At 45.8% G+C, this 26,470-nt stretch carries 21 protein-coding genes; all 21 read left to right on the top strand.

The features are described from left to right. Positions 1-75 precede the first annotated feature (75 nt). The 21 genes from KJS52_RS14245 to zwf all read left to right on the top strand — a co-directional run bounded on the left by KJS52_RS14245 (position 76) and on the right by zwf (position 25,979). Positions 76-954 (top strand): carbohydrate ABC transporter permease, encoded by an 879-nt coding sequence (locus KJS52_RS14245; RefSeq protein ID WP_213516337.1) that lies wholly within the window; start codon positions 76-78, stop codon positions 952-954. A gap of 37 nt (positions 955-991) precedes the next feature. Continuing rightward, a complete protein-coding gene (locus tag KJS52_RS14240) occupies positions 992-4,762 on the top strand; it encodes a glycosyl hydrolase 53 family protein (protein WP_213516335.1) in 3,771 nt (1,256 codons plus the stop codon). A gap of 496 nt (positions 4,763-5,258) precedes the next feature. Further along, entirely contained in the window at positions 5,259-6,008 is a 750-nt protein-coding gene (locus KJS52_RS14235; protein WP_213516333.1) for a class I SAM-dependent methyltransferase, read from the top strand. Between the two features lie 75 nt (positions 6,009-6,083). Beyond that, positions 6,084-6,545, top strand: coding sequence for a hypothetical protein (locus KJS52_RS14230; RefSeq protein WP_213516331.1), 462 nt, complete (start codon positions 6,084-6,086; stop codon positions 6,543-6,545). A 196-nt stretch (positions 6,546-6,741) separates the two neighbouring features. Continuing rightward, the gene (locus KJS52_RS14225) at positions 6,742-8,466 is read left to right on the top strand and encodes a sensor histidine kinase (protein WP_213516329.1); all 1,725 of its coding nucleotides are present in this window, start codon (positions 6,742-6,744) and stop codon (positions 8,464-8,466) included. A gap of 5 nt (positions 8,467-8,471) precedes the next feature. Then, positions 8,472-10,085 (top strand): helix-turn-helix domain-containing protein, encoded by a 1,614-nt coding sequence (locus tag KJS52_RS14220; protein ID WP_213516327.1) that lies wholly within the window; start codon positions 8,472-8,474, stop codon positions 10,083-10,085. Between the two features lie 126 nt (positions 10,086-10,211). Further along, positions 10,212-11,186: an ABC transporter permease gene (locus KJS52_RS14215; protein ID WP_246563564.1), complete on the top strand. Its 975-nt coding sequence runs from the start codon at positions 10,212-10,214 to the stop codon at positions 11,184-11,186. Positions 11,187-11,460: 274 nt separating this feature from the next. Further along, complete coding sequence (locus tag KJS52_RS14210) at positions 11,461-12,396, top strand: carbohydrate ABC transporter permease (protein ID WP_213516325.1); 936 nt, start codon at positions 11,461-11,463, stop codon at positions 12,394-12,396. A 133-nt stretch (positions 12,397-12,529) separates the two neighbouring features. After that, a complete protein-coding gene (locus KJS52_RS14205; RefSeq protein WP_213516323.1) occupies positions 12,530-14,098 on the top strand; it encodes an ABC transporter substrate-binding protein in 1,569 nt (522 codons plus the stop codon). Between the two features lie 193 nt (positions 14,099-14,291). Then, positions 14,292-15,695, top strand: coding sequence for an NAD-dependent malic enzyme (locus tag KJS52_RS14200; RefSeq protein WP_213516321.1), 1,404 nt, complete (start codon positions 14,292-14,294; stop codon positions 15,693-15,695). A 31-nt stretch (positions 15,696-15,726) separates the two neighbouring features. After that, positions 15,727-16,146, top strand: coding sequence for a YugN family protein (locus KJS52_RS14195; protein ID WP_213516319.1), 420 nt, complete (start codon positions 15,727-15,729; stop codon positions 16,144-16,146). 290 nt (positions 16,147-16,436) lie between these two features. Further along, positions 16,437-18,005: an ABC transporter substrate-binding protein gene (locus tag KJS52_RS14190; protein ID WP_246563562.1), complete on the top strand. Its 1,569-nt coding sequence runs from the start codon at positions 16,437-16,439 to the stop codon at positions 18,003-18,005. A 178-nt stretch (positions 18,006-18,183) separates the two neighbouring features. Then, positions 18,184-18,981, top strand: coding sequence for a hypothetical protein (locus KJS52_RS14185; RefSeq protein ID WP_213516315.1), 798 nt, complete (start codon positions 18,184-18,186; stop codon positions 18,979-18,981). 264 nt (positions 18,982-19,245) lie between these two features. After that, positions 19,246-19,542, top strand: coding sequence for a LiaF transmembrane domain-containing protein (locus KJS52_RS14180; protein ID WP_213516313.1), 297 nt, complete (start codon positions 19,246-19,248; stop codon positions 19,540-19,542). A 28-nt stretch (positions 19,543-19,570) separates the two neighbouring features. Next, the gene (locus tag KJS52_RS14175) at positions 19,571-20,251 is read left to right on the top strand and encodes a PspA/IM30 family protein (protein ID WP_213516311.1); all 681 of its coding nucleotides are present in this window, start codon (positions 19,571-19,573) and stop codon (positions 20,249-20,251) included. Further along, positions 20,239-20,733: a PspC domain-containing protein gene (locus KJS52_RS14170; protein ID WP_213516303.1), complete on the top strand. Its 495-nt coding sequence runs from the start codon at positions 20,239-20,241 to the stop codon at positions 20,731-20,733. Before KJS52_RS14175 ends, KJS52_RS14170 begins: the two co-directional genes overlap by 13 nt. A gap of 4 nt (positions 20,734-20,737) precedes the next feature. Next, positions 20,738-21,427 (top strand): PspA/IM30 family protein, encoded by a 690-nt coding sequence (locus KJS52_RS14165; protein ID WP_213516301.1) that lies wholly within the window; start codon positions 20,738-20,740, stop codon positions 21,425-21,427. A gap of 97 nt (positions 21,428-21,524) precedes the next feature. Continuing rightward, entirely contained in the window at positions 21,525-22,526 is a 1,002-nt protein-coding gene (locus KJS52_RS14160; RefSeq protein WP_213516300.1) for a sensor histidine kinase, read from the top strand. A 17-nt stretch (positions 22,527-22,543) separates the two neighbouring features. Continuing rightward, the gene (locus KJS52_RS14155; protein ID WP_213516299.1) at positions 22,544-23,197 is read left to right on the top strand and encodes a response regulator; all 654 of its coding nucleotides are present in this window, start codon (positions 22,544-22,546) and stop codon (positions 23,195-23,197) included. 277 nt (positions 23,198-23,474) lie between these two features. Then, on the top strand, positions 23,475-24,305 hold the full coding sequence (locus KJS52_RS14150; protein ID WP_213516297.1) for a YwmB family TATA-box binding protein: 831 nt from the start codon (positions 23,475-23,477) through the stop codon (positions 24,303-24,305). 120 nt (positions 24,306-24,425) lie between these two features. After that, positions 24,426-25,979 (top strand): glucose-6-phosphate dehydrogenase, encoded by a 1,554-nt coding sequence (zwf, locus tag KJS52_RS14145; RefSeq protein ID WP_213516295.1) that lies wholly within the window; start codon positions 24,426-24,428, stop codon positions 25,977-25,979. Positions 25,980-26,470: the final 491 nt, after the last annotated feature.

Raw genomic sequence — 26,470 nt, 5'->3', positions numbered from 1 at the left:
CTTCTTGGTCCTGAAAGCCCAGCTTTTTAAATCTCGATTGGAAGAGGATGCATTATAAAGAGAGGTGGGGTAGTGATGTATCATAAAACAATCCCTTATCGCATATTCAACGTTTGCAATACGATTTTATTGCTGCTGATCGCGATATGCTGTGTGCTGCCGGTATGGCATGTGTTGGCTGTTTCGTTTAGCGCCAAGGCAGCGGCAGACGGCAATTTGGTCAGCTTGTGGCCTGTTGGCTTTACGACGGTTGCCTATGAAAAAACATTGAACAACCCTGTTTTTCTCGGCTCGATCTGGGTTTCGCTGCAGCGTACGGTAATCGGCACTGTGCTGACCTTGGTGCTGGCTTGTCTCGCCGCTTATCCGCTGTCCAAGGAAACCTATGCCTTTAGAGGTCGCAATATATATGCGTGGCTGTTCGTATTTACGATGATTTTCAACGGCGGGCTTGTGCCATTCTATGTCGTTATTCAGAAGCTTCATCTAGTAGATTCGTTTTGGGTGCTGGTGCTGCCGGGGGCAGTTAACGTCTGGCTGACGATTTTGCTGCTCAATTTTTTCCGCGGTGTACCGAAGGAGCTGGAGGAGGCTGCGCTAATTGATGGCGCGGGGCATTTTAAAACGCTGTTCAAAATTTATTTGCCTGTTTCATTGCCTGCGCTGGCGACGCTTGGATTGTTCAGCATCGTCTTTCATTGGAACTCATGGTTTGACGGCTTGCTATATTTGAACGACAAAACCGATTATCCGCTTGCGACTTTTTTGCAGACGGTAATCGTGCAGCGTGATATGAGCTCGATGAGCTTTAATCCGAAGGAGCTGGAGCTGCTGTCGCAAACGACAGTACGTGCTTCGCAAATTTTCCTCGGGGCGCTGCCTGTCATTATCATTTACCCGTTTTTGCAAAAGTATTTTGTAAAAGGGCTCGTGCTTGGTTCAGTAAAAGAGTAACGCTTTGAAAAGAGCTATCATTAGGAGGAATCGTGACATGACGAATCGCAAATGGATCAGCCTGCTGCTGTCAATATCGCTAGTTTTCACGCTGCTGCAAACGGTAGCGCCAGCTGTCAGTGCGGCTGAGGAGGATGTGTACACCTCGCAAGCGTTAACGATTAACGGAGAAGCGACAGCATGGACGGTGCTTGGCACACGGCCCGCAACGTTTGGCGACAACAGCTCGCCTGACCGTTTTGAATATTGGGATGCTGAATCGTTAGACTTTGAGCTGCAGCATACGAAAAGCGGGCTAGTAGCAGGCAGCTATCAGCTTTCGCTAGAGCTGTTTAGCGAGGCTGCGAGCCCGGGAGAGCAGGCGCTAGTCTATGCAGTGACGAGTGAAGGAGACTGGAAAGCGCCAATCGCCTATAACGGCAGCAGCTGGGAAGCGCCAGCTGAGCTGAAGCTGAATGGAATAGAGGTTGGCAGTGACGGTGTCATCATGCTCGGCATTAAAATGGCTAGCGCTGGCGAGCATTACGGCTATATGCGCAATGTACAGCTTAGCGAGACAAAAACGCCTGCGCTCAATACAGCTGTTAAGCCCAACTCAGCTATTTTGCGGCCGGGTAAAACGGTACAGCTGTCAGTAGCGGCGGGCTCAAGTCAGCAAGTAAGCTACCAGTCAAGCGATCCTGCAGTAGCGATTGTGGATGAGCAGGGACTTGTAACGGCGGTTGGTGATGGCGAGGCAGTTATTACTGCAACTGTTACCGAGCAGGGTGGTGCTGTAGCTGCTGGTACGAGCCAAATCGTTGTTTCCAGCACGCTGCAAAGCCGCTATCAACCGATTCAGGTAGAGCCGGTCGACGAGCTTGCAGGAGATGCGCGCTCCGACTTTATGATGGGAGCGGACATTTCGATGCTTGACGCGCTGTCAGCAGTTGACCGCAAATATTATACAGCAGAAGGCATTGAAAAGCCGTTGCTGGAGCTGCTGAAAGACAATGGTGTTAATTGGGTCAGGCTGCGCGCATGGGTCGATCCTGCCGATGAGCAAGGCAATCCTTATGGCGCAGGCAATGTTGATACTGAGGCGCTTGTTCGCATGGCGGCTCAGGCAAAGGCTGCCGATATGAAGCTGCTCGTTGATTTGCATTACAGCGACTTCTGGACAGACCCGGGCAGACAGAGCATTCCTAAATCATGGGCAGCGCTTACGGCCGATGAACTGGAGCAGCAGGTTTATGACTATACGTATGAAACGTTGCAGTCGTTATATGCACAGCATGCTTACCCTGATATGATTCAAATCGGCAATGAAATTAACGGCGGCATGCTGTGGCCGCATGGCAATTCAGCAGAAAAGGCGAAGCGTTATATCGCGCAAGGAATCAAGGCGGTACGTGATTTCGAAGCGGCTGTGTCTGGTGGACATATCGATATTGTCATTCACCGCGCCAACCCTGGCGACGGCGTAGAGCGGCTAACCAGCTTTTTCAACACCTATGCCGATCTTGATTACGATGTAATCGGTCTTTCCTATTATCCGTTCTGGCATGGCTCGCTGGAAAATTTGCAGCAGGTTATGGATAAGCTTGCGGATACATTTGGCAAGCAGATTGCAATTGTTGAAACCTCTTATGCGTATACACTGGAGGACCCGATTCATAATGGGCCAACGGGACATATATTTGGCCAGGCTCAAGCGGATGCGGCTGGCTACCTGGCAACTGTGCAAGGACAGGCCAATGCAATTCGTGATGTTATTGCCGCAGTCGCAGCAGTTCCAGACAAGCTCGGCGTCGGCATTTTCTATTGGGAGCCGGCTTGGCTAATGGGAACAGATACTGGCTGGGCGACAAGCAAAGCCGCAGCTTATCAGAAGGAGGCCATCCCTGTTGATGGCGGAAACGGCTGGGCCAATCAGGCGTTATTCAACTATTTTGGCGAGGCTTTGCCTTCACTCAACGTGTTTCAGGCGGTACGCGCTTCAAGAGACGGTTACATTGAACCGACGATCACTCAGGTAAAAGAGCTTCAGCTTACAACGAGCCAAGGAATAAATGCGCCACTGCCTGCACAGGTAACGGCTTTATTCAGCGACGATACGTATCGTCAAGTCGACGTTGAAAGCTGGTCGCCAAGCAGCTACGACTACAACACGCCAGGGCAATACGAACTAACTGGCAAGCTTGCTAGCGAAGGAGTAGTTAAGGCGACGATCATTGTACGTCCGAAAAATTATGTCGCAAACCCAGGGCTGGAAAGCTCGGACATGAGCGCTTGGCAGCTTGTCAACGCAGCAAGAAGCACCGATGCCGCCTATGAGGGAAGCTACGCGATTCATTTCTGGAATCAAGATCATGTTAGTGCAAAGCAAACCGTAACTGGCTTGCCTAATGGTGTCTATGAGCTGTCCGTGCAAACAAGAATTGGCGTAGAGGGAGAGCCAATTGCTGACACCAGCGTGTTGTATGCAACGACAAGCGATACAACCTATGCAACACCACTAGAGGGGACGGGCTGGGATAAATGGAAAAAGCTTACGGTATCCGATATAGAAGTGCGCAATGGTCAGCTTGAGATTGGCGTTGAGGTTAATGATGCTGAGGGAGATTATGGAGATTTTGACGATTGGGAGCTGATTCGCGTAGGCGATTTGCCTGGCACGACGCCAACCCCTTCGCCTCATCCAACACCAGGCCCGACAGCTCCGACTACGGTGACGCCAGAGCAAGTGCTTTCAATTTCACAAGAAAACGGATCAACAATTTTGAAGGCATCTGTTCCCGCTAATCAATCTGAGCTCGTTATACCAGCTACAGAGCTTGCTAATCATGCTGGTGCTCAAATCGTGCTGACATGGGGCGAGCAGACTGTTAAGCTTGCGCGAGATGCAGTAGTAGAACAGCTTGAAGCTGTGCAAACTGGCAGCATTGTAATTCGTAAAGAGGTTAACGAGCAGCTGGAGCTTGCATTAAACGGAGCAAGGGTGGACACGTTGCTGGCGCCTGTACAGTGGAATGTGATAGAGAAAACAGCGAGCGGGCAGCGAGAGCTGGACGTTCAACTGCATCTTGCTGCGAAAGCCTCGAGATCAGCTCCAGCATCAAGTCTTGGCTTGTATCGCGTAGCGGCAGATGGGAAGCTGACTTATGTGACAGGCATTACAATAAGTGAATCAGGCGTTATGGAGCTGCAGCTGCCAACGGGCCAACTATATGCAGCAGCAGCGGTAACGCGCCAGTTCACTGATGTTAACGAGCAAAGTGATGCGATTCGCAAGCTTGTGGCAGCAGGGCTGGTGCAGGGGGATCAGCGTGGCGCGCTTCATCTGCAGCAGCAGGCAACGCGAGCGGAGGTTAGCAAGCTGACAGCGCTGCTGGCAGATTCGGTCGGAGAGTTCTCCAGCATTACAGAAGCGATTGGCGGAGAAGCGAGTTCGCATCAGGCAGCAGGTACCGGAAATACGAAGTCATTTGCCGATGTACCGGATCAGCACTGGGCTAAGCCGTACATCGATCAGTTAACCGCTCGCGGCTGGCTGCTCGGTATGAACGAACACAGCTTTGCACCAAATGCGATGATGAGCCATGAGGAGCTTTACGTCATGCTTGCCCGCATATTGAATTTGCCGCTCGGTGAAACGGATGCACAATCGACAATTAAAGCGCATGCCTGGGCACAGCTTTCTATCGAGGCGGTTGCCGGAGCAGGCCTATTGACACAAAACGAGCTGCAGGGAACAGACTTCACTGCACCGTTGACGAGAGAGCAGCTGTTTGAGTTGTTCTATCGTTTGCTGAAGTATACTGAGTAATCATGAGAGATTAAGGCAAGCTTGAAAAAGTAATAGAATCCTCTTTAAGCAGCGCTGAATTTGCCTTTGCGTCGTGCTTAAAGAGGATTTTTCTATTATAATACAATTGATCTGTAAATATTTGGAGGTGCTGCAAGTGAGTCTATTATCTAGAATAATGGGGGCAGCAGGTGCGTTTATCGTAATAATTACTAGTATTATATTTTTATTTTACAACCCGCACTCTAGCTCTGAACCGGCATCGTCCACTTTTTATATTGTTATTACGATGCTTTTAGTTCCTGCGACAGTGGTGCTTTATGCCAGTATGATAAGAAGAAAACGAATGCTGATAATTGGAGTACTTGGTACATTTCCTTACGGGCTATATCTCGGGATATCAAGTATCCCAAGCATTTGGAATCTGTATCTGTTGGCACTTCTTTTATATGTTTTTTCTGTCATACTGAATAGTAATAAAATTACAAATCCGTAATGTTAGGGGAAGGTGTTGGGCATGAACAAAAATACCGTTTATAAAACAAATAGCCTTTATTGGGACACGACAGGAAATGATTTTTTACAAGCCATTGTGCTTCCTTTTTATGGAGCATTTGTCTCAGAGGAAAAATACCAGCTTTTTGGGGATGTCTCGGGAAAAAAGCTGCTGGAAATTGGCTGTGGAAATGGTCGATCCTTGCAGTATCAGGGGGAACGCAAAGCCTCTGAGCTATGGGGTGTGGATATTTCACAAAAACAACTTGAAAAGGCGGCGCAGCATCTGACATCGTGCGGCCTATCAGCAACATTGATCTGTTCTCCTATGGAAGAAGAATGTGGCATACCAGAAAATTATTTTGACGTTGTATATTCAATTTATGCTATTGGCTGGACTACTGACCTGGAAGGCACCTTTTGCCGCATCGCTTCTTACCTGAAAAAGGACGGCGTTTTTATTTTCAGCTGGTCTCACCCTATACATAAATGCGTTGTCGTTGAAAATAATCGGCTTGTTTTTAACAAGTGTTATTTCGATGAGACCTGGTATTCGGTATCTCCTGATTTAGCTGGAGAAGGTGAGCTGAAACTATCGGATCGCAAGCTATCAACCTATGTGAATGCGCTGGCAAAAGCGGGATTTGTCATAGAGCAAATGATTGAGCAAACCGACGATGAAATGATGCAAGCGAGGGACGATAGCAGTGATTTTGCCAATAAGGCCAGGATGCTTCCATTAACGTTTGTCATTAAAGCGAGAAAGCTATAATTGTAGCTGATGAGGCGAAAATATTAACTTAAGATACTAAGTCTCATGATTGAGGTGTTCTGGATGTACACGCATATGTTAGCCTTAAATAGCAGTGAGGAATTATCCTTAAAGTGCGATGTTGCAAAAGAATTGCTTATTTTATTTAGTGAGCACAGTCCAATGATTAGAATAAAATTTTGGGCCATGGATGAGCAGCATGAGCATGACCCTAATTATGTAGGCAGTCTGTATAGCATTGATTTTTTTGCGGCACATAGCATTGACAAGACTCCATTGCAAGCTGATGAAGATGGTGTTGCAACGATCCATTGCATAACAAATAAAGAAGTCACATATCATTTTAAACAATATTTTGCGGAACCATACTTTGGACATGCCCTGAAATACTTTCACATAGAATTTCTTAATGAAGACAACAGCATTCAACTCTATTGCGGCGATTTTGGGGATGATATACTAATAAATGTAGACAACTTCACTTCGCAGAAACTAATAGATTCCATTAACATGAATTATTTTAGGCGGATACAATAACTCATAGAGGGCTTCTTCAAATTGTCAGCTCACACTGACCATCTGAGGAAGCCTTTTTATTTACTGTGCTGCATTATATTCTTGCAATTCGGCAAATAGAAACATATAGTAAAATATGAAAAATACTAGAAGCGACTGTGAACTCTCGCACTAGTAGAAGCTATCATCGAGCCTTGAATAGAAATGAGGGTTTTGAATGCGCTTTCGACAATCGGTCAAATATCGGCTTACAATCGGCTTCATTCTTGTCATGGTTCCCGTAATTGTCTATATGCTATTGAATAATAGCAATTCGCGTGAGCTGGTCAAAACGAAGGTTTCCGAAACGTACAGCAATACGCTGAGCATCTTCGCCGGGCAAATTGATCATTATCTCGCTCAAATTGATGATTATTTGTATAAGATGGCGGTGCTTGATTCGGACATTGGCTTGCTTACCTCATACCCGATCGGCAGCAATGAATATACGCTTACGAAGGTTAGAATAGATGCCAAGCTGAATCGCGATGTTGGGGTATACAACCTGCTTAATTCCGTGTTTCTCTACCAGCCAGACGATATCATTTTCGGCACAGAAAGCTTGTATGACGACACGCATAAGCTGCTGGCTGAGCATATGAGCTCGCAGGTGGGCAAGCAGAAAGGGATGTATCAATATGAGAAGTCTCACTGGTACATAGGGGAAAGCGACCGCATTGAAGGCAAATATTTTCTCATAAATTATATTAAGGTTAGCGACAGTCTGTACTTTGGCGCGATTGTCACCATTGCCGACATTCAAGAGCTGCTGCTGTTCCAGTGGAATGATGGTGATATCGGCTACAGCAATATTTATCGCACGGAGCAGGGCGAGCTGCAGGATTCTTTAACGGCTCAGCAGAACGGTGAAGACAGCGCCGCTTCTGAGCTGATTAGCAGCAATGAGAAGGATTATGTCATTATGGATCAGCACAGTGAGGTAGCCAATATAGCTTATCGGCTGGCGATCCCTGAAAAAACAGTGATGCGCGAGCTGCTGTTTTTCCGCAATGCGACACTGGTTGCTCCGCTTTTCTTTCTCGTAGTGCTCGGACTATATGTTCTGTTTATGCAGCGCATGCTGTTTAAACCGCTGCATGAGCTGATGATCGGGATGAAAAAAATCTCGCTCGGCAATCTGGGCGTTCGCCTTAAAGGCAATCGTACAGTAGAGTTCGACTTCCTTGCCAATACGTTTAACGATATGGCTGAGCAGGTTAAAAATTTGAAAATAGATGTGTATGAGGAGCAGCTTCGCGTCAAGCAAGGAGAGCTGAAGCAGCTTCAATCGCAGATCAATCCGCACTTTTACATGAACTCGTTGAACATTATTTACAATTTTGCTGTGCTGGAGGAGATGGAATCAGTCAAAAAAATGTCGCTCCATTTAGCAGACTATTTCCGTTTTATTATGACCTCGAATCAGGAAATGATCACCTTGCGCGAGGAGCTGAAGCATATCGAAAATTATATCGTCATCCAGCAGCTTCGCTTTCCGAACCGTCTGCGAATGAGCATTCATGAGGTCGATCCGTTTTTGGATTATCCAATTGCAGCATTAACGATCCAGCCATTTGTAGAAAATGCAATCATTCACGGATTTAAAAACCGCAAGCAAATGTTTCATATTGAAATTAAAGCTTCTCGCCAGTCCGCTTCAAGCTTTAAAATTACGATTGCCGACAACGGCGAAGGCTTTTCGCCAGAGGTGCTGGAAAAGCTGCAGCGGCGCGAGCCGATTGTTGACGAACAGCGCCGAAGCCTCGGCATTGGCAATGTTATCGAGCGTTTGCAGCTGCTTTACGGCAATAAGGCGGCTATCGAATTTCACAATCGAGCGGACCATGACGAAGTGGTAAGCGGAGCAGTAATTGAAATTACGTTTCCGATTTATGAGGAGTGAGCCAAATGAGCTATAATCTATTAATTGTCGATGACGAAGAGATTGCCATTCGCGGCATCGTAAAAGGGATAAAATGGGATGAGCTGAAATACAGCGAGGTCTATACTGCAATGGATGCGGAGGAAGCGCGCGCCATAATGGAAAGCAAGCAGGTGCATGTTGTGCTGTCCGATATCGATATGCCGAACCAGAATGGGCTCGAGCTGCTGGAGTGGATTAACGAGCATGTTCCCAATTGCGTGACGATCTTTTTAACGGGCCATGCTGATTTCAAATACGCGCAGCAGGCTGTCCAGCTTGCCAGCTTTAACTATTTGCTGAAGCCTATTGACCATAGTTTATTACAGCAAGCGCTGCATGATGCTTATGTGAAGGCGGAGGAGCTGGCTTCACTAGACTCGATTCGCGCGACCTACGATCAATTTTATCAGCAGTGGCAGCTGGAGCGCCCTTTGCTTATTGAACGCTTCTGGCATGATTTGATTCATTATCGGCAGTCGCTGGCCAGTGCTTATTTGCAATCTGCCATGCGCAATTACAGCATTCCTTTGGAGCCTGAAAGCGAAATTCAGCTGATGCAGATTAGTGTAGAGCAATGGAGGGAGGAATGGTCGGCACGCGATGAGGAAATTATGACCTATGCGATAAAAAATGTAGCCGAAGAATTTTTCCTAACCAATACAAAGGCACAAGGTCATTGCATACAGGACGGTCAAGGCATCTTGTATCTCATTATTTACCACCCGGAGCAGCTGCGGGAAGCCGGCATAGAGAAGCTTGCCTATTCCTTTATTGAGCATTGCCGCGAGTACCTGCACTGTCATCTATCCTGCTATATTGGCAAAATTATTCCTTTAACCGCCATTCGTGACGGAATAAGAGCGCTGCAGCAGCTGGAGAAGCAAAATGTGACGCAATCCTGCACCGTCAGACTGGAGCAAGAGACTAGCAGCCGCTCGGAGCCGCTTGTTGCGGCTGCCGTTCATTTCCCTGATTGGATTGTACTGCTGGAAACAGGCAAGCTGACCCAGCTAAACTATCAAATTGACAGCTATTTTGACAAGCTGCAGCAGGCCAAGGTTGGCTATCATGAGCTGATGGCATTTTATTTTGGCTTTATGAATGCGATATTGCAATGGCTGCAGACCAAAGGAGTAAACAGCACGGATGTGATGGCTGAGCAGGATTGGGAGCTGAAGGATGGCACGATCAAGTCGCTTGTTCGCTTGAAGGCTTGGACAACAACCGTTTGCAGCCAAATTAGCGGCTATATGAATGCGGAAGGCAAGCAGGTTTCCAACGTGGTTGAAAAGGTTCAGCAATATATGCTGGCCCATCTCGATGAAGAGTTCAGCAGAGAACGGCTAGCTGAGCAGGTATATCTCAATCCTGCGTATTTGTCGCGTTTGTTTCGCAGGGAAACAGGCTTGTCGCTTACCGATTATATGGTCAAGCTGCGCATAAATAAAGCAAAGGAGCTGCTGGAGAACAGCAATGAAAAGGTGAGTGATATTGCTTTTGAGGTAGGATATGCTAATTTTTCTCATTTCTCCAAGCTGTTTAAAAAAACGACAGGCTTAACCCCGCAGGAATATCGCAAATCGTATGGAAAAATATAGGATAAGGCAATAAATGGTCACGATAGCGTTAATCAGGTCACGACACCGACAATGTTCGGTGTCTTTTTTTTATACAATTTGATTATTACAGCAGCAAGACAATAAAGAGAAGAAAGGATGGGGGTTATGAGTACAGAGACGATAAAGCTGGACCTGGACACAGCTAAGGTACAGAAGCCCAAGAAGCGCTCGTTGTGGAAAACCGTACGAAAATATTGGGTCTTCTATTTTATGATGCTGCCTGCTTTGCTTGTCCTCATTATTAACAACTATATACCGATGTTCGGTATCATTATTGCTTTCAAAAATATTAACTACACCGATGGCATACTAGGCAGTCCATGGAGCGGCTTCTCTAACTTCAAATATTTGTTTATGACCTCGGATTCATGGATTATTACACGAAATACGCTGCTCTATAACAGCGGTTTCATCATTCTTAACCTAATTTTCCCGCTAGCCTTTGCCATTATGCTGAACGAGATTAAAAACCGCTTTTTAGCGAAGCTGCATCAAACGATCATGTTCCTTCCTTATTTCTTGTCCATGATTGTGATCAGCTATCTCGTTTATGCATTTTTAAGTGATACAAACGGTTTTTTCAACAAAAGTTTGCTTCCAGCGCTCGGCATCGATCCGTTGAACTGGTATTTTACTAAAGAGGTGTGGCCGTACATTTTATCGAGTGTGAACACGTGGAAAAATATGGGTTATTATACGGTTATCTATATGGCGGCGATTATTGGTATAGACGAGGAGTATTACGAGGCTGCCACAATTGACGGCGCAAGCAAATTCAAGCAAATTTTCACGATAACAATCCCGTTGCTGAAGCCAATTATTACAATTATGACGCTTCTGCAAATCGGTCGCATATTCAATGCTGATTTCGGACTATTCTTCCAGGTGCCGCGAGAATCGGGCGTGCTGTTCCCGGTTACGAACGTTATTGATACGTATGTGTATCGTACCTTTATTACGGTAGGCGATATCGGCTTATCCTCAGCTGCTGGATTAATTCAGTCTGTTGTCGGGTTTTCACTCGTCTTTTTGTCGAATTGGATTGTGCGTCGAATAGACAGTGACAACGCCCTCTTCTAGTAGCGGTAGTTCAATAGGCATGAACTTGATTACGAAGTATTGCGTTGTAGCGTATTCGGCATCGAATACTGAACGCTAGCGAAAACTGCGGTGCTCACGTAGCTTTTGCCTACGCTGCGCTCCTCATTTTCTACTAACGTTCAGTCTTCTCGGTACTGAAGTCCGAGCTTATTGACTCTTCATTGTAAGAAAGGTAGTTCAATAAGCACGAACTTGATTACGAAGTATTGCGTTGCGAAATAATAGATTACTAAATTTTTTAGGAGGTGACGATATGAGCGCTGAAATTGAGAAGGTTCCTCATGTTTCGAACCCGAAAAATCGTTTGCCTAAGCTGGCTACTTTCGGCATTCACTCTATGTTTATCATTTACTCGCTGCTATGCGTGATTCCGCTCATTTTGGTCATCATGGTTTCGATTTCTGATGAAACAGCAATTGTGAAACATGGCTATAGCTTTTGGCCAGAGACATTTAGCCTTGAGGCTTATAAGTTTTTATTCAAGGATGCAACATCTATCGTTAGATCATACGGTGTTTCGATAACCGTTACATTAATCGGAACAATTACAAGCATGATTATTATTGCACTATATGCTTACCCAATTTCGCGAAAAGATTTTCCGCATGCCAAATTTTTTACCTTTCTCGTGTTTTTCACAATGCTGTTCAACGGTGGTCTTGTACCGTGGTATCTCGTCTATGTGCAAATGCTTGATTTGAAAAACACAATGATGGCACTTATCGTTCCGTTGCTTGTTGCAGCATTTTTCGTTCTAATTACCCGAACCTTCTTCCAGACGACGATTCCGCAGGCGATTCTGGAATCTGCCAACATTGATGGAGCTGGCGAGATGACGATTTTCTTTAAAATTGTTTTACCGCTTTCCCTCCCGGTGCTTGCTACGGTTGCCTTGTTCCAAACCTTGACCTACTGGAATGACTGGTTTTTAAGTTTGGTGTTTATTACAAAGGAAGCGAATATATCGATTCAATATCTAATGTACAAGACGATGCTTAACATTCAATATTTGGCTAACAACAGCACAGCAGCCGCTGCAATACGGGCAGCGGGCGGAGAATTTAAATTCCCAAGCGAAAGTGTGCGTATGGCGATGGTTATTGTCGGAATTGGGCCAATTATTTTTGCCTATCCGTTCTTCCAAAAATATTTCGTTAAAGGCTTAACTGTCGGTGCAGTAAAAGGCTAACCGACTGTTCAAGGCAAATGCAGTTTATGAAATGGCGCGGGACGTCATTTGGCGTCCTGCGAGACTCATCCTCACTGTGGCTATATCCAGCTTTGCTGGTTAGCATATATTAAATTTTTGGGAGGTCAGTTACATGAGAAAGACTAAACAGCGTGCAACGCTGCTGGCTGCAATTATTTTAGCAATTGCAATGCTTGTAAGCGCTTGTGGCGGCAACAATGCACCGAACAACACGGGCAATCAGACAAATAATACAGAGCAAAACACAAACACCCAAAACAATGGGCAAACAGAGGAAGAAGGAAATACTGGCGAATCCGAGCTGGAGCCGTACCAATTGACACTTGTTTATCCAGGTTCGCCACAAAAGGATGAAGCATTAGTTGAAGAAGCACTGAATAAGCTGCTTACTGAAAAAATTAATGCGACAATTGATTTAATGCCGATAGACTGGGGCAGTTGGGACGAGAAGGTTAATCTGATGATCGCATCTCGTGAAGAAGTAGATATTATTTTCACAGCACAATGGAACGGTCACGCCAGCAATGTTGGTAAAGGCGCTTTTCTTGAGCTTGACAACCTTATTCAGCAGCATGGTCAAGGCATCTTGGAAACACAAGACCCAACATTCCTGGAAGGCGCTAGAATCAATGGTAAAAACTACGGGATACCAACGACAAAAGAGTTAGCAGCAGCAGGCGGTATCATATACCGCAAGGATGTTGCTGAAGAGCTTGGCATCGATATGAGCCAAGTAAAAACGATTAAAGACCTGGATGCTGTTTACGCCAAGGTTAAAGCAGAACGCCCGGATCTAACTCCGCTTTATATTTCATCTACTGACAATACGTTCAACTCGCATTTCTTTGGCAACTATGATTTCCTTGGCGATGCAACGATTCCTGGGGCAATTTTCAAGGATGGCACTGATACAACAGTAGTTCCGATTGAAACGACAGAGCGTTTCCTTGAAACCACTCGCTTGACACATGAATTTTTCAAAAAAGGATACATTAATGCCGATGCGGCAACTAGTCAGGTTTCTGCGCCAGATGCATGGAAAGCAGGCATTGTATTCTCAGCAATTGAATCATTGAAGCCTGGCAAGGATGAAGAAGTAGCGACAACTGCTGGCTTGAGCGGCAAGCTTGGGCAAATTCAATTGACTAACAAAACGATTGCAACCTCTGAGACGGCTGGTTCTATGCTAGGGATTTCTTCAACTTCACAAGATCCTGAGCGTGCGATGATGTTTATTAATTTGCTTCATACTGATAAGGAAATCAACAACTTGATCAACTTCGGCATTAAAGATGTTCACTTTACACTAAACGGCGAAATTATGAGCAAAACAGATCGCACAGGTGATTATAGCCCTGGCGCCAATTGGATGCTGGGCAATCAGTTCCTTAACTACTTGTGGGATACAGAAGATCCGCAAAAATGGGAGAAATTCAAAGAGTTCAATACAGGCGCAACTAAATCTCCAGCTCTTGGCTTCGTATTTAACAGTGAGCCGGTGAAAAATGAAATAGGCGCGCTTGCCAACGTAATCAAGCAGTACCAAGTCGCAATTGACCGCGGTGTAGTCAATATCGATGATGTGCTGGATGAGTATATGTCAGCGATGAAAGCAGCAGGACTGGATAAAGTTATTGCTGAAAAGCAAGCGCAATTTGATGAATTTCTTGCAAGTAAATAAATAATTAATCCTTAAATTAAAAACGTTGGGCGGATACAGTTCCGCTCGACGTTTTTTTGTATGCTTTCAAAGTCTACATCACAATTTTATGATCTATGATCACGAACAAAGATTATTATTGCCAGCCAAATGTACATACTAATAAGAATGCGAAGCGGTACGCAAAGCAATCACTGGCGAAGGAAGGTTGATTATGGCACAGACGACAATAGTAGTCAGGCTGGAAAGCACGCAAAAGCATTTCCCGTTTGGTCAAGTAGCCACTTTAATTGACAGCTATGGCGGAGAGGTTGAATCAGTCGATATTATACGCTCTGGCAAGGAAGGCTCGATTCGCGATATTACCGTTTCGATCTCCGACCAGAAGCAGGCTGCGCTGCTGTCGGCGTTTGAAGCGGTAGAGGGGCTGCGCACGATCCATGTTTCCGATCGAATCTTTCTTGCTCATTTGGGTGGGAAAATTAGAGTGATGCCGTCCAGACCAATTAAAACGAGAGATGATTTGTCCCATGTCTACACGCCGGGTGTGGCCAAGGTATGCGAAGCAATTCAAGCGAATCCGGACAATACATATACGCTTACGATCAAGCGCAATTCCGTTGCCGTTATTAGTGATGGCACCGCAGTGCTTGGGCTTGGCAATATTGGTCCGCATGCTGCAATCCCTGTAATGGAAGGGAAGGCGATGCTGTTCAAGCAGCTTGCGAATGTTGATGCATTCCCGATTTGCCTGGATACACAGAACGTCGAGGAAATTATTCATATCGTAAAAGCGATCAGTCCGATATTCGGCGGCATTAATATAGAAGATATTAGCTCGCCGCGCTGCTTTGAGGTAGAGCAGCGATTGATCAACGAACTGGATATTCCAGTATTCCACGATGATCAGCACGGTACGGCAATCGTCGTACTGGCGGGCTTGTACAATGCTTTAAAGCTCGTAGACAAGAAGCTGGAGGAGGTGCGGATTGTCGTCAATGGCGTTGGCGCAGCCGGCTCAGCCATTTGTAAAATGCTGCTCTTTGCTGGCGCGCAGCATCTTATTCCTGTCGATAGGGAGGGGATTATTGCGCGTGGCGAGCATTACGAGCACCCGGTATGGAACTGGCTTGCCTCTCAGGAGCAGGTGGAAGCGAACAAAGGCACATTGCATGACGCGATAGTAGGGGCCGATGTCTTTATCGGCGTTTCGAAGGCGGGCGTATTAAAGGTAGAAGATGTGAAAAAAATGAATAAAGGCAACATCGTATTTGCAATGGCTAATCCTAATCCTGAGATCGAGCCTGATGCTGCGCTGCCGCATGTTAGCATCCTGGCTACAGGCCGAAGCGATTATCCGAATCAAATTAACAATGTGCTGGTGTTTCCGGGCATGTTTCGCGGCGCGCTCGATTGTCGAGCCTCCAGAATAACGGAGTCCATGAAGCTGGCGGCAGCTCAAGCGATAGCAGAGGTCGTGTCTGAAGATGAGCTCGATGAGCATTATATTGTGCCCAGCATATTCAATGAACAGGTTGTTAGACAGGTAAGCCGTGCTGTCATCAAAGCGGCAATTGCTGAAGGTGTTGCGCGTCGCGTACCTAATCAATATATGTAATGGTTGCAAAATGATAAAGGAGGTAAGGCCTATGCTGCCGATTCCGGCAACATTTATTGAAGGAAAAAAAGCATATTACGGTGAAATACGGGAAGATTTTGAGAAGCTCGGCTTCGTCATAAATGGCAACTGGGAGTATCGAAAAGCATTTTTTGACCATATTTTGCACCAGCATGAGGGCGAAACGATTTATCTTCGCCTGCCTGTTTATGCGCTGCACGGCAAGCTGGATCGCGATGATGCGTTTCTTGAGTTTGGTGAACCATTGTTGATGAAGCATCTGGTTCATACTGGCGTTGATCCTGAGGATGATAATTTTAGCATACTGAACGCAATCGGTCTGGCGCAATTTCAGAAGCCGCTTGATCCCGATGACAAAATCGAGCAAGAGGACAAATGGCGTCATATTGGAGCATCAGCAGTTGATTCGCTAGAGCCGCTCTTTCGCTGATCGGGATAAACGGCACTAGACAGAAGCACCTCATCCATCTTTATTGGATAGCGATGGATAAGGTGCTTTGTTATGTTATGCTTCTAAATTGGATGGATAAACGGGATTTGAAAAGCTTTGCCATTGCGAATGGAAGTTCCGACCATGTCCTAAAAGGTGAAATATAATTCATATGTTGAAAAGGATAAAGCAATGGGTCTTGAATTTCGCTTACAATGATATAAAATAAATGTATAAATTGGAAGCGCGGGGTGGTGTTAATGCTGCTGCATAATAAAGCTCGTATAATGATGTTAGTTGTGCTTATGATCGCGGCGATGCTCAATCTTGCGGGCTGCTTGAATGCAAAAAAAGCAGGTGCTAATTTGCCTCAGGTTGAAAGCGCTTCAGAGCTGGAACCCGCCACTTCAGCAGATGACAGCTATACCTTAAAGCTTGTATACATTGGAACTCCACAACTCGATGAGCAGCTTATTGAAGAAGAAGCAAGCAAATATTTGTTAGAAAAGCTTAATGCAAAGCTTGATCTGATCGTATTGGACTGGGGGTCATGGGATAATCGGCAAAATATTTTGATCGCTTCACGCGAGGAGATCGACGTTATTTTTACTTCGCAGTGGAGCAAGCATGCAGTCAATGTATCGAAAGGCGCGTTCCTTCCATTAAATAACTTGCTTGAGCAGTACGGGCAGGAAATTCTTGCTTCCCTCGACCCGCTTATTTTGCAAAGTGCCCAGATCGATGGGATTAATTACGGAGTTCCTTCCAATAAGGAATTTGCTGCTCAAGGCGGCATCGTTTACCGCAAGGATATTGCAGAGCAGCTGCAGCTCGATATGGAGCAGGTCAAATCGCTTGCCGATTTGGATGCCATTTATAAGGTAGTGAAACAGAAAATGCCGTCGATGACGCCGTTGTTTGTCAAGTATGGCGAGAATTTCAATTCGCACTACATTAATAACTTCGATGCTTTGGGGGATACCTCGATTCCGGGCTATATTTTAAAGGATGAGACATCCACGATCGTTAAGCCGATCTATGAATTTGAACGTTATATTGATAATTTGTATTTGGCGCGCGATTTTTATTTGAAGGGCTACATTAATAAGGATGCAGCAACGACGCAAATGATGGTTAACGATGCGCTTGCTTCGAATGAATATTTTTCTGTAGTATCACCGATCAAGCCAGGCAAGGCAGAGGAGCTTGGTGTACAGACAGGCTTGACAGGCAAGCTGGGACAAATCGCTATGAACCCTAAATCGCTGGCTACATCGGAAACGACTGGCTCCATGCTGGCCATATCCTCCACCTCTCAGCATCCGGAGCTGGCTATGCAGCTCATTAATTTGCTGCACTCCGATTCCTACTTGAACAATTTATTGAATTTCGGCATTGAAGACATACATTATAAAAAAGTGTCAGAGCAGGTCATAACGCAAACGGAGTCAACCTCGCGCTACAGCCCGGGCGCCAGCTGGATGCTGGGCAATCAGTTTCTAAATTATTTGTGGGATACTGAGGACCCGCAAAAGTGGGAGCAATTCAAGCAGTTTAATGAAGATGCCGTTATTTCGCCAGGCCTCGGCTTCGTTTTTGATGGCGATGAGGTGAAGTCTGAGGTGGCTGCTGTCGTTAACGTCGATAAGCAGTATTTAATAGCACTGGAATCTGGCTCCGTCGACCCGGCGGTCGTCTTGCCAGAATATATAAAGAAGCTGAGGATCGCAGGCATAGATAAAATTATAGAAGCCAAGCAGCAGCAGTTTAATGCATTTTTGCAGAAAAACGGCAAGCTGGATAGTGAATCGGATAAAGAGGATAGCTTGCACTATAATGATAATGAGATCGCAGAGTAAACAGCCTATATTGACAGCTTTTGGTCGCAATGCTACGATAATTACAAATTCTAAAGGCAATGCAACCGCCGGGTTCAACCTCGTACTATGATGCGAAGGTTGAGCCCTTTTTGTTTTTTATTAGCGTAAAAAGTAATGCCTGCTAGGTTCAGATTTTTTGATTAAAGGAGAGACAATTATGACGTACAAAGCAAAACTGTTGCACCGATTGGATGAGATTGCAAAGTCTCTTGAACAATGTGGTGGAGCCTTGGCATTGTTGGGATTAGGATCAGTTGGCGTTGAAAGGGAGCGAATCGATGAATTTTCTGATCTTGATTTTTTTGTAATAGCGCAGACGGGCTGTAAGCAACGCTTTATCGATCAGCTGGATTGGCTTGAAAACGTTCATCCGCTGGGCTTTAGCTTCAAAAATTGTGAGATAGGCTATAAAATATTGTTCGATGATGGCATTTACGGCGAGTATGCCGTATTTGAAGAAAAAGAGCTGGACGACGCACGGTACACAGGCGGTAAAATTATTTGGCAGCACGCTTCTTTTAATAATGAGGGGATTGTCACTGGTAAAGCTCCCATCCCGTCGATTCGTGCCAACTCCATTGACCATGTGATCGTAGAAGCGGTAACAAATCTGTATGTTGGCTTGGGGCGCTATTTGCGCGGCGAAAAGCTGTCAGCCTATCGCTTCATTCAAGTCTATCCGATTGACGGATTACTAACGATTATGCATCTTTTGGAAAAGGAAGTCAGCTATTTCCCTGATGCCTTTGGCAATGAGCGGCGCTTGGAACGGAGATTTCCTTCATTTGCAAGCAGGCTTGGGGACATTGTGCAGGGCTACAATCGAACACCACAAGCGGCGCTATGTCTGCTTGCCTATTTAGAGGAGATCTATCCTGTAAGTCCTAGAATGAGTCACGAAATTCGTCGATTAGCCCAGCGTTGTATCAATCAAGATGGAATGAGTACAAGTTGAATAATTTATAACCAGTCAAATGAGAGTGAATGCAAGGAAAGCAAGCGACTATTGGCAGCGCGGGCTTTCCTTGCTTTATGTTTTCGCTGGCAGTCCTAGACCGTCCCCGTCTTAGTATGTAGAGCAGTCCTCGACCATGGTCTAGGTCAAAAACCGCCGTTAGTCCGTTTTGAATATTGTTTATTCCATCTATACTAAGTACATAAGCAAAACAAGCAAACAACATACAACGCAAAATTGAACACGAAGAGGTGATTAGGAAAAATGAACGGAAAAACATTAATTGGGTTAATTTGTATCGCGATAGGCGGACTGCTTGCTTTGAAGTTTTTTAACATCCACTTAGGCGCAATATTCGCTTTCTTCCTTCCGATTGTTCTTATCGTTTGTGGATTTATCGGATTAAGAAATGGACAGAAAGTGATAGGTAGTATTTTCTTAGTAATCGGTTTTGTAATGCTGCTAGGCAAACTTGGAGGATTGTTCACATTGATCTTCTCTATCGCATTGGTTGGAGCAGGCATTTACATGATCAGTAATAAGTCATTCTACCGTCGCTAAGTCAAAAAAGTTTAAGGAGGTTAAATGGATGGGGATTTTAAGACGCATTCGAGATATTTCTGTAGCAACATTGAATGACCGTCTTGAGAAGGCAGAAGATCCGGTCAAGCTCATTGACCAGTTCCTTTGGTCCACTCGCGACGACATTATTCAAGCAGAGCGCTTGCAGCAGCAATACATTACACATACTAATCAATTAAAAGCGCAATGGTTGCAGGCAGAGCAGCAAATTGAACAAAAAGAAAAACAAGCGATGATTGCGTTGAAGGCAGGAGAAGAAAATATTGCCAGATCGCTGCTTAGTGAGAAAACAATGATTGTAGAGACAGCTAACAATTATCGCAAGCTGTATGAGCAAAGCAACGACTCGCTGATTGAACTGGAGGCACAGCTTAGAGAGCTGCGCAGTGAATACCAAATCGTATATGACAAGCGCGCTTACTATGTTGCCCGCATGGAATCAATTCGCTTGCAGCAGCGTCTGAATGAGCGAATGAGCTTCAATGGCGGACAACAGCCTGGCGAGGTCATGCGCAGAATGGAATCACGTATTCAAGATATGGAGCTGGAGACGCAAAGCTTGCGTCAAGTCCGTCAAGGCAATGGACTGTATGGCGATCCGCTGCAAACCGATCGCCGCTCTGCTGAAGTCGATATCGAGCTTCAGCAGCTGAAAGATAAGTTAAACAAGGAAGGATGGTCCCTGTGAGAAAATTATATCGTTCAAGAGACAATAAAATGTTCACAGGACTATGTGGTGGTTTGGGAGAGCTAACCAACGTTGATGCTACCTTGTACCGTATATTGCTCGTCGTACTTACAATTCTATCAAGCGGAGTTTTCATCGTGCTGTATCTGATTGTAAGTATGGTTGTACCAAAAACGCCAGAGCTTCACAACCCATTTGGTCATTATCATCGACCATATGGCGGCAATCCTTATGGGTATCAGGATCCAATGAATCAGCGTCCGCACCACAACGGTCACTGGAACCATGGCACACCACCGTATACACCGCATCAGCCGCAAGGTCAACCGACTTATCAGCCTCAAGCTCCTCAGCCGCCTCATCAAGCGCCGCAAGCACCAAGCGCTTCTGAGCAAATGATGGATGATCTTGAGAAAAAAGCACTACGTCGTGAAATTGAAGAGCTTAAAGCTAAATTATCTGAAAAAGAGAAGGGAGAATAATACTATGAGTATTTTCAAAAGAATGAGAGATATGACAAAGGCATCTGTAAATGATTGGTTGGACAAATTGGAAGATCCAGTAGTAATGTTAAATCAATACTTGCGTGACATGGAGGCAGAAATCCATGCGGCTGAGGTTACAGTCGCCAAGCAAATGGCTAGTGAGCGCAGCATCAAGCAGCGTCTGGATGACAGCCTGCGCAATGCTTACGATCGCGAGTCTAAAGCAGAAGCAGCACTTCGTAGCAACCATGAAGAGCTTGCTCGCAAGCTGCTGGAAGAAAAACTGTACTTCGAACAAAAAGCTGGTGAGTACACTGAGCTTCATGCAAGCGCAGCAGCACAAGTTGAGGATTTGAAAATGCAGCTGCATACGATGAAGGATGAGTTCTATCAGCTTCGCAACAAACGCAATGAGCTTGCAGCACGCGCTCAGCTTGCAAAAGCGCAAAAGCAAATGTCTACTGTGACATCAAGCCATTCCATTGAAAGCGGAACTGCAGCACGCGGCTTCCAGCGCATGGAAGAAAAAATTATGCAGCTTGAGGCAGAAGCAGATGTGCTTCGCACACCTTACAGCTTTTCCTCAAATGGATCAGGCGCAACACCAGTTACAGCAGTTGATCTTGAGCGTCAAATGAAAGTTGACGAGCAGCTGGAGCAATTGAAAAACAAGCTTAACAAAGCAGAATAATGAGCAAGCTACATGTAAGACCAGGAAAAGCGGACCGATGTTCGGTCTGCTATTTCCTGTGTAAATTTGCTGATCGTGAGTAAGGAGCGCAAGCGCTGTGAAAAATAATGAGACGACGCAAAACGAGCAAAAGCTGTATCAAAGACGCAAGCTGCTGGAAACCGCACTATGGCTGCTAATTATTGGATGCTTTCTAATCATTATTTTGCAGGCTGTCGGCATACTGGATATATTGCGTTTGCAGGGCATATGGGTTATTGTCAGCTTGGCGGCAGTTGGGATAGGGCTTGCAGTTTCGGCGTTATATCAGTACTATATGAACTCCAGATTAAAGGCAGCCATCAAGAAGCTGACACAGCAGAAAAATAAATACTCGCTCATTACGATTGCAAATGGCGAAAAAGAGGAAGTCGAGTCGACAGAGGATAATGAGGAAGAACGGCTGTGGCGGGAGCAGGTCCGCTTTAATGCCGTCATTGAAGAGCGACAGCGTCTGGCCCGCGAGCTGCACGATGCAGTTAGCCAGCAGTTGTTTGCGATCTCGATGACCGCGACAGCAGTCGGGCGTACGATTGAGCATGATTGGCAGAAGGCGCGTCGCCAGGTTCAGCTTATCGAGGAGATGGCCTCGGTTGCCCAGTCGGAAATGCGTGCGCTTTTACTGCATCTGCGTCCAGCTCATCTTGATGGAAAAAGCTTGGGACATGCACTGACAACGCTCGTTAGCGAGCTGCAGCAAAAAATTCCAATGAATATTGAGATGGATGTCGATAATTCGATTGTGATGCGTCAAGAAAACGAGGATCATCTGTTCCGTATTGCACAAGAAGCGTTGTCCAATGCATTGCGTCATGCGAAAGCAGAGAATATGATCATTAAGCTATACAGGTTGGATCAAAACATTCATCTCGTCATTCAAGACGACGGGGCGGGCTTTGATGTCAACAAACGCAAGCAGGGCTCATATGGACTGCTTACGATGGAGGAACGGGTCATTGAACTGGGGGGACAGTTCCGATTAATATCCGAGATAGACGAAGGAACGGCCATCTATGTGACGATTCCTTATGAGCCTCCTATGGTAGGAAGCAAGGTTTAACGGAGAGGAGCAAAAGAATGGAAAGACCGATATCCGTATTATTAGTAGATGATCATGAAATGGTTCGAATTGGACTAGCGGCAGTTCTTGATACGGAGGATGGAATCGAGGTTGTAGGAGAGGCTAGCAACGGGCATGATGGCATCCGTTTTGCGAGCAGCTACAAGCCTGATGTCGTATTGATGGATCTTGTGATGGAGCCGATTGACGGTGTAGAAACGACGAGACAAATTTTAGAGGTTCACCCTGATTGTAAAATTATTGTACTTACAAGCTTTATTGATGACAGCAAGCTATACCCTGTCATTGAAGCCGGAGCGTTTAGTTACTTACTTAAAACCTCTAGAGCTACCGAAATCGCCAACGCCATTCGAGCAGCTGTACGCGGCCAGTCGGTAATTGAAGCGCAGGTGGCAGCAAAAATGATGAACCGTTTGCGCCAGCCGAAAAGCGAGCCTGCCTCAATGCTCCATGAGCAATTGACCGAAAGAGAAATGGATGTGCTTAAACGAGTAGCAAAAGGAATGTCGAATCAAGAAATTGCAGATGAATTATTTATCGGTGTTAAGACGGTAAAGTTCCATATTACGAACATATTTAACAAATTAGATGTTGAGGATCGGACACAAGCGGCCATATATGCTCACAAGCATGGACTGGCAGAGGAATAGCTACGAGTGATCGGCGTGCGCCGGCGTTGTGTGCAGTTGCATTTGCATATAATGTCAGCGCATTTTTTTGTAGAATGACAGGCCAACATCTGTCGAGCAGAGTTGGCTGCTGCCCTGTTGTCAGCAAGCTTTGTCGCAATGATGGATTGGCTGTCAAAATGAAAAAAGATAGCGGAATTTGCTTTGGTTTTGTCGTACGAATCTGCCCGTTTGTCAGCAGGAAGCCTTCTATTTATCGCGTATATGTATAGGGGAATACGGATTAGGGGGCATTGCCATGATTTATATGATGACACCTAACTATGAGCCGCAGAAGAAAAAGCAAAGTAAAAAACAAAACAAAGCAAACCGCAAGCCCGGCTTAAAGCTTATGCTGAGCATCCTGCTCGTCGCAGCACTTATGCTGACAGCGTGGATACAGGAGAAGTCGATTGCCGGCCAGCGTGCCGAGGATGCAGCCATTCAAGATTTTGCATTGCTTACCGGCTGGGCAGACGAGCTGCTGCTGCAAGGCGCACTTTCGGGCGAATGGTCATTCCGCTGGGATTTGACACTTATGTACGGCTCGCTTGAGCAGCTTGCAGATGAACTGTTTCGCACAGAAAAGGGCGAGCTGCTGCCAAAAAATATTCGAGCGCATGGCAATGTTGTGGATGGCGAAGCTCAATTGTCGGGAAGCTATATTAAGCTAATCCGTACGGACCAAGATAAAATCGCTGAAAAAATTACAATTTTGCTGCAGGTCGAAGGTACAAAAGTAAGCAAAGCTGCAGAACTGCAAAACTACATACGCAACATGCATCAATGGCTGCGAGAAAAAGATCAAAATGTACAAATGAGCATGAAGGTTTTCGGGAAAGCTAAGGATAAAGGAGCAATCTCTTCCTTAAAGAGCTTGACAGTTGGACAAACGATCGATGAATATATGGATCGCGGCACGAAAAGCGCTACACTGTTCTCGAGCCAGGTTAAACAATACCGCTGGGTCGATAATGAAAAGATGGCTAACATTCAAGCTGCGCTGCATGAGAGCTCGGTTGACGGAGAATATACGCTAACGATAGGTGTTCCTCTAATTAGCGGTGAGTTTGGTGAGGTTGTTGATTAGCAATGCTTGTACAATTTATTAGTAATTTTTATGGAAACTTCATGGCGATTTTAAAGTGAATATGCTAAACTACATTACATGTAATTGTGTATAAAATTATAAATAGAAAGAATGAGATAAATGACGTACAATACAACCATTGAATCGGCCGCTCCTGAGGGCGCTATTTATTATTTGTTTGGTGCGACAGGAGATTTGGCCCGCCGCAAGTTGTTTCCAGCATTGTTCAGCTTGTACAAAGAAGGCAAGCTGTCTGAAAACTTCGCTGTAGTTGGACTGGCTCGCCGTCCTCGTACAAATGAGCAGTTCCGCTCGGATCTTTACGATTCCATCAATGAGTTTTGCCGCTACAAAGTAGAGGACTTAACGATGTGGAATGCTTTTGCCGAGCATTTTGTCTATATGTCGCTGGACATTAATGACGTGGAAGGCTTTAAGCAGTTGAACAAGCTTTCAGATGAGCTTGATGAGCAGTTTAATATTCCTGGAAACCGCTTGTTCTATTTGGCGCTGGCTCCATCCTTGTTCGGCCCGGTGTCCTTTAATATGCGCGACGGCGGCATGCTGGAGTCTAAAGGCTGGCACCGACTTGTTATTGAAAAGCCATTTGGCTATGATCTTGAATCTGCACAGCAGTTGAATGAGCAGCTATGCCAGGTGTTTAAGGAAGAGGAAATTTTCCGCATCGACCATTATCTTGGCAAAGAAATGGTGCAAAACATTCAAGTGCTGCGCTTTTCCAACTCGTTCTTCGAGCCGCTTTGGAACAACAAGCATATCGCTAACGTGCAAATTACCCTTTCGGAAACGGTTGGGGTAGAGGAGCGCGGTGGTTATTATGATAAATCAGGCGCTTTGCGTGACATGGGGCAGAATCATATGCTGCAAATGCTGGCGATGATTGCAATGGAGCCGCCTAGCCGTTTGATTGGCGAGGATATTCGTGATGAGAAGGTAAAGGTTATGCGTTCGCTGCGCAGCTATAGCTCAAGCGATGATGTGCGCGCCAATGTAATTCGCGGACAATATAGCGCTGGCAAATTTGGCGATAAGGCGCTGCCTGGCTATCGCGAGGAGGAGTCCGTTGATGCTGAGTCGACAACGGAAACCTATTTTGCTGCAAAAGTGTTTGTTGATAATTTCCGTTGGGCTGGCGTGCCGTTCTACATCCGTACCGGCAAGCGCCTTCCGGTTAAAACAACAGAGGTTGTTATCGAGTTCAAGTCTGTTGCAGACAATATTTTGTTTGGCAGCCGTCATGATTTGGCGCCGAACTTGCTCGTTATTCGCGTCAATCCGATGGAGGGCATCTACATTAAGCTGAACGCGAAAAAGCCGGGCTCCGACACGGATATTCAGACGGTAAATATGGAATTTTGTCAAAGCTGCCAGGTTGGCATTAACACGCCGGAAGCGTATGAGCGTCTTATCCACGATGCTGCGCGCGGCGATTCTACTTACTTTACACGCTGGGACGAGGTTGCGCATGCCTGGTCATTTGTCGACCGTATTGCCCAAGCGTGGCGCGAATCCACTTCCGACCTGCAATTTTACCCTGCCGGCACATGGGGACCAAAATCGGCAGAGGAACTGCTTGCTGCAGACGGCTTCCATTGGTGGCCGGTGAATGGGCAGGAGGAAGACAACGTAATATGGGTAACCAATAGCCGCTAGTTGAGAGGTTGGTTTAAAAGCTGGACTTTGATGACGATGCCGCTTCTTTGTAGCATAGTCGACGGCGAATATGTCACGCTACCGAAAGCTGCGGTGCTCACGTAGCAAGCGCCTACGCTGCGCTCCTCGCTTTCTAGTATCGTGCCATCTTCTTGGTCCTGAAAGCCCAGCTTTTAACCCTTTCATTGTAAGAGGTTGGTTTAAAAGCTGGACTTTGATGACGATGCCGCTTCTTTGTAGCGGATTCGACGGCGAAGATAGCATTCATCGGGAGCCTGCGGTGCTCACGTACCAAAAACCGTACGCTGCGCTCCTCATTCCCTAGCTTCATGCCATCTTCTTGGTCCTGAAAGCCCAGCTTTTAACCCTTTCATTGTAAGAGGTTGGTTTAAAAGCTGGACTTTGATGACGATGCCGCTTCTTTGTAGCATAGTCGACGGCGAATATGTCACGCTACCGAAAAGATTATGCTTCCGAAGTATGTTTCCTGC

The organism is Paenibacillus montaniterrae (assembly GCF_018403185.1).
Classification (GTDB): domain Bacteria; phylum Bacillota; class Bacilli; order Paenibacillales; family Paenibacillaceae; genus Pristimantibacillus; species Pristimantibacillus montaniterrae.
The sequence above is the reverse complement of the archived record's forward strand: the minus strand, read 5'-3'. Positions and strand labels throughout refer to the sequence as shown.

Coding starts and splice junctions, on each gene's coding strand:
- KJS52_RS14155 (WP_213516299.1), top strand. CDS start 22,544: ATGGAAAGACCGATATCCGTATTATTAGTAGATGATCATGAAATGGTT.
- KJS52_RS14240 (WP_213516335.1), top strand. CDS start 992: ATGACGAATCGCAAATGGATCAGCCTGCTGCTGTCAATATCGCTAGTT.
- KJS52_RS14165 (WP_213516301.1), top strand. CDS start 20,738: ATGAGTATTTTCAAAAGAATGAGAGATATGACAAAGGCATCTGTAAAT.
- zwf (WP_213516295.1), top strand. CDS start 24,426: ATGACGTACAATACAACCATTGAATCGGCCGCTCCTGAGGGCGCTATT.
- KJS52_RS14180 (WP_213516313.1), top strand. CDS start 19,246: ATGAACGGAAAAACATTAATTGGGTTAATTTGTATCGCGATAGGCGGA.
- KJS52_RS14230 (WP_213516331.1), top strand. CDS start 6,084: ATGTTAGCCTTAAATAGCAGTGAGGAATTATCCTTAAAGTGCGATGTT.
- KJS52_RS14205 (WP_213516323.1), top strand. CDS start 12,530: ATGAGAAAGACTAAACAGCGTGCAACGCTGCTGGCTGCAATTATTTTA.
- KJS52_RS14225 (WP_213516329.1), top strand. CDS start 6,742: ATGCGCTTTCGACAATCGGTCAAATATCGGCTTACAATCGGCTTCATT.
- KJS52_RS14220 (WP_213516327.1), top strand. CDS start 8,472: ATGAGCTATAATCTATTAATTGTCGATGACGAAGAGATTGCCATTCGC.
- KJS52_RS14210 (WP_213516325.1), top strand. CDS start 11,461: ATGAGCGCTGAAATTGAGAAGGTTCCTCATGTTTCGAACCCGAAAAAT.
- KJS52_RS14150 (WP_213516297.1), top strand. CDS start 23,475: ATGATTTATATGATGACACCTAACTATGAGCCGCAGAAGAAAAAGCAA.
- KJS52_RS14190 (WP_246563562.1), top strand. CDS start 16,437: ATGTTAGTTGTGCTTATGATCGCGGCGATGCTCAATCTTGCGGGCTGC.
- KJS52_RS14185 (WP_213516315.1), top strand. CDS start 18,184: ATGACGTACAAAGCAAAACTGTTGCACCGATTGGATGAGATTGCAAAG.
- KJS52_RS14245 (WP_213516337.1), top strand. CDS start 76: ATGTATCATAAAACAATCCCTTATCGCATATTCAACGTTTGCAATACG.
- KJS52_RS14170 (WP_213516303.1), top strand. CDS start 20,239: ATGGTCCCTGTGAGAAAATTATATCGTTCAAGAGACAATAAAATGTTC.
- KJS52_RS14235 (WP_213516333.1), top strand. CDS start 5,259: ATGAACAAAAATACCGTTTATAAAACAAATAGCCTTTATTGGGACACG.
- KJS52_RS14200 (WP_213516321.1), top strand. CDS start 14,292: ATGGCACAGACGACAATAGTAGTCAGGCTGGAAAGCACGCAAAAGCAT.
- KJS52_RS14175 (WP_213516311.1), top strand. CDS start 19,571: ATGGGGATTTTAAGACGCATTCGAGATATTTCTGTAGCAACATTGAAT.
- KJS52_RS14195 (WP_213516319.1), top strand. CDS start 15,727: ATGCTGCCGATTCCGGCAACATTTATTGAAGGAAAAAAAGCATATTAC.
- KJS52_RS14215 (WP_246563564.1), top strand. CDS start 10,212: ATGAGTACAGAGACGATAAAGCTGGACCTGGACACAGCTAAGGTACAG.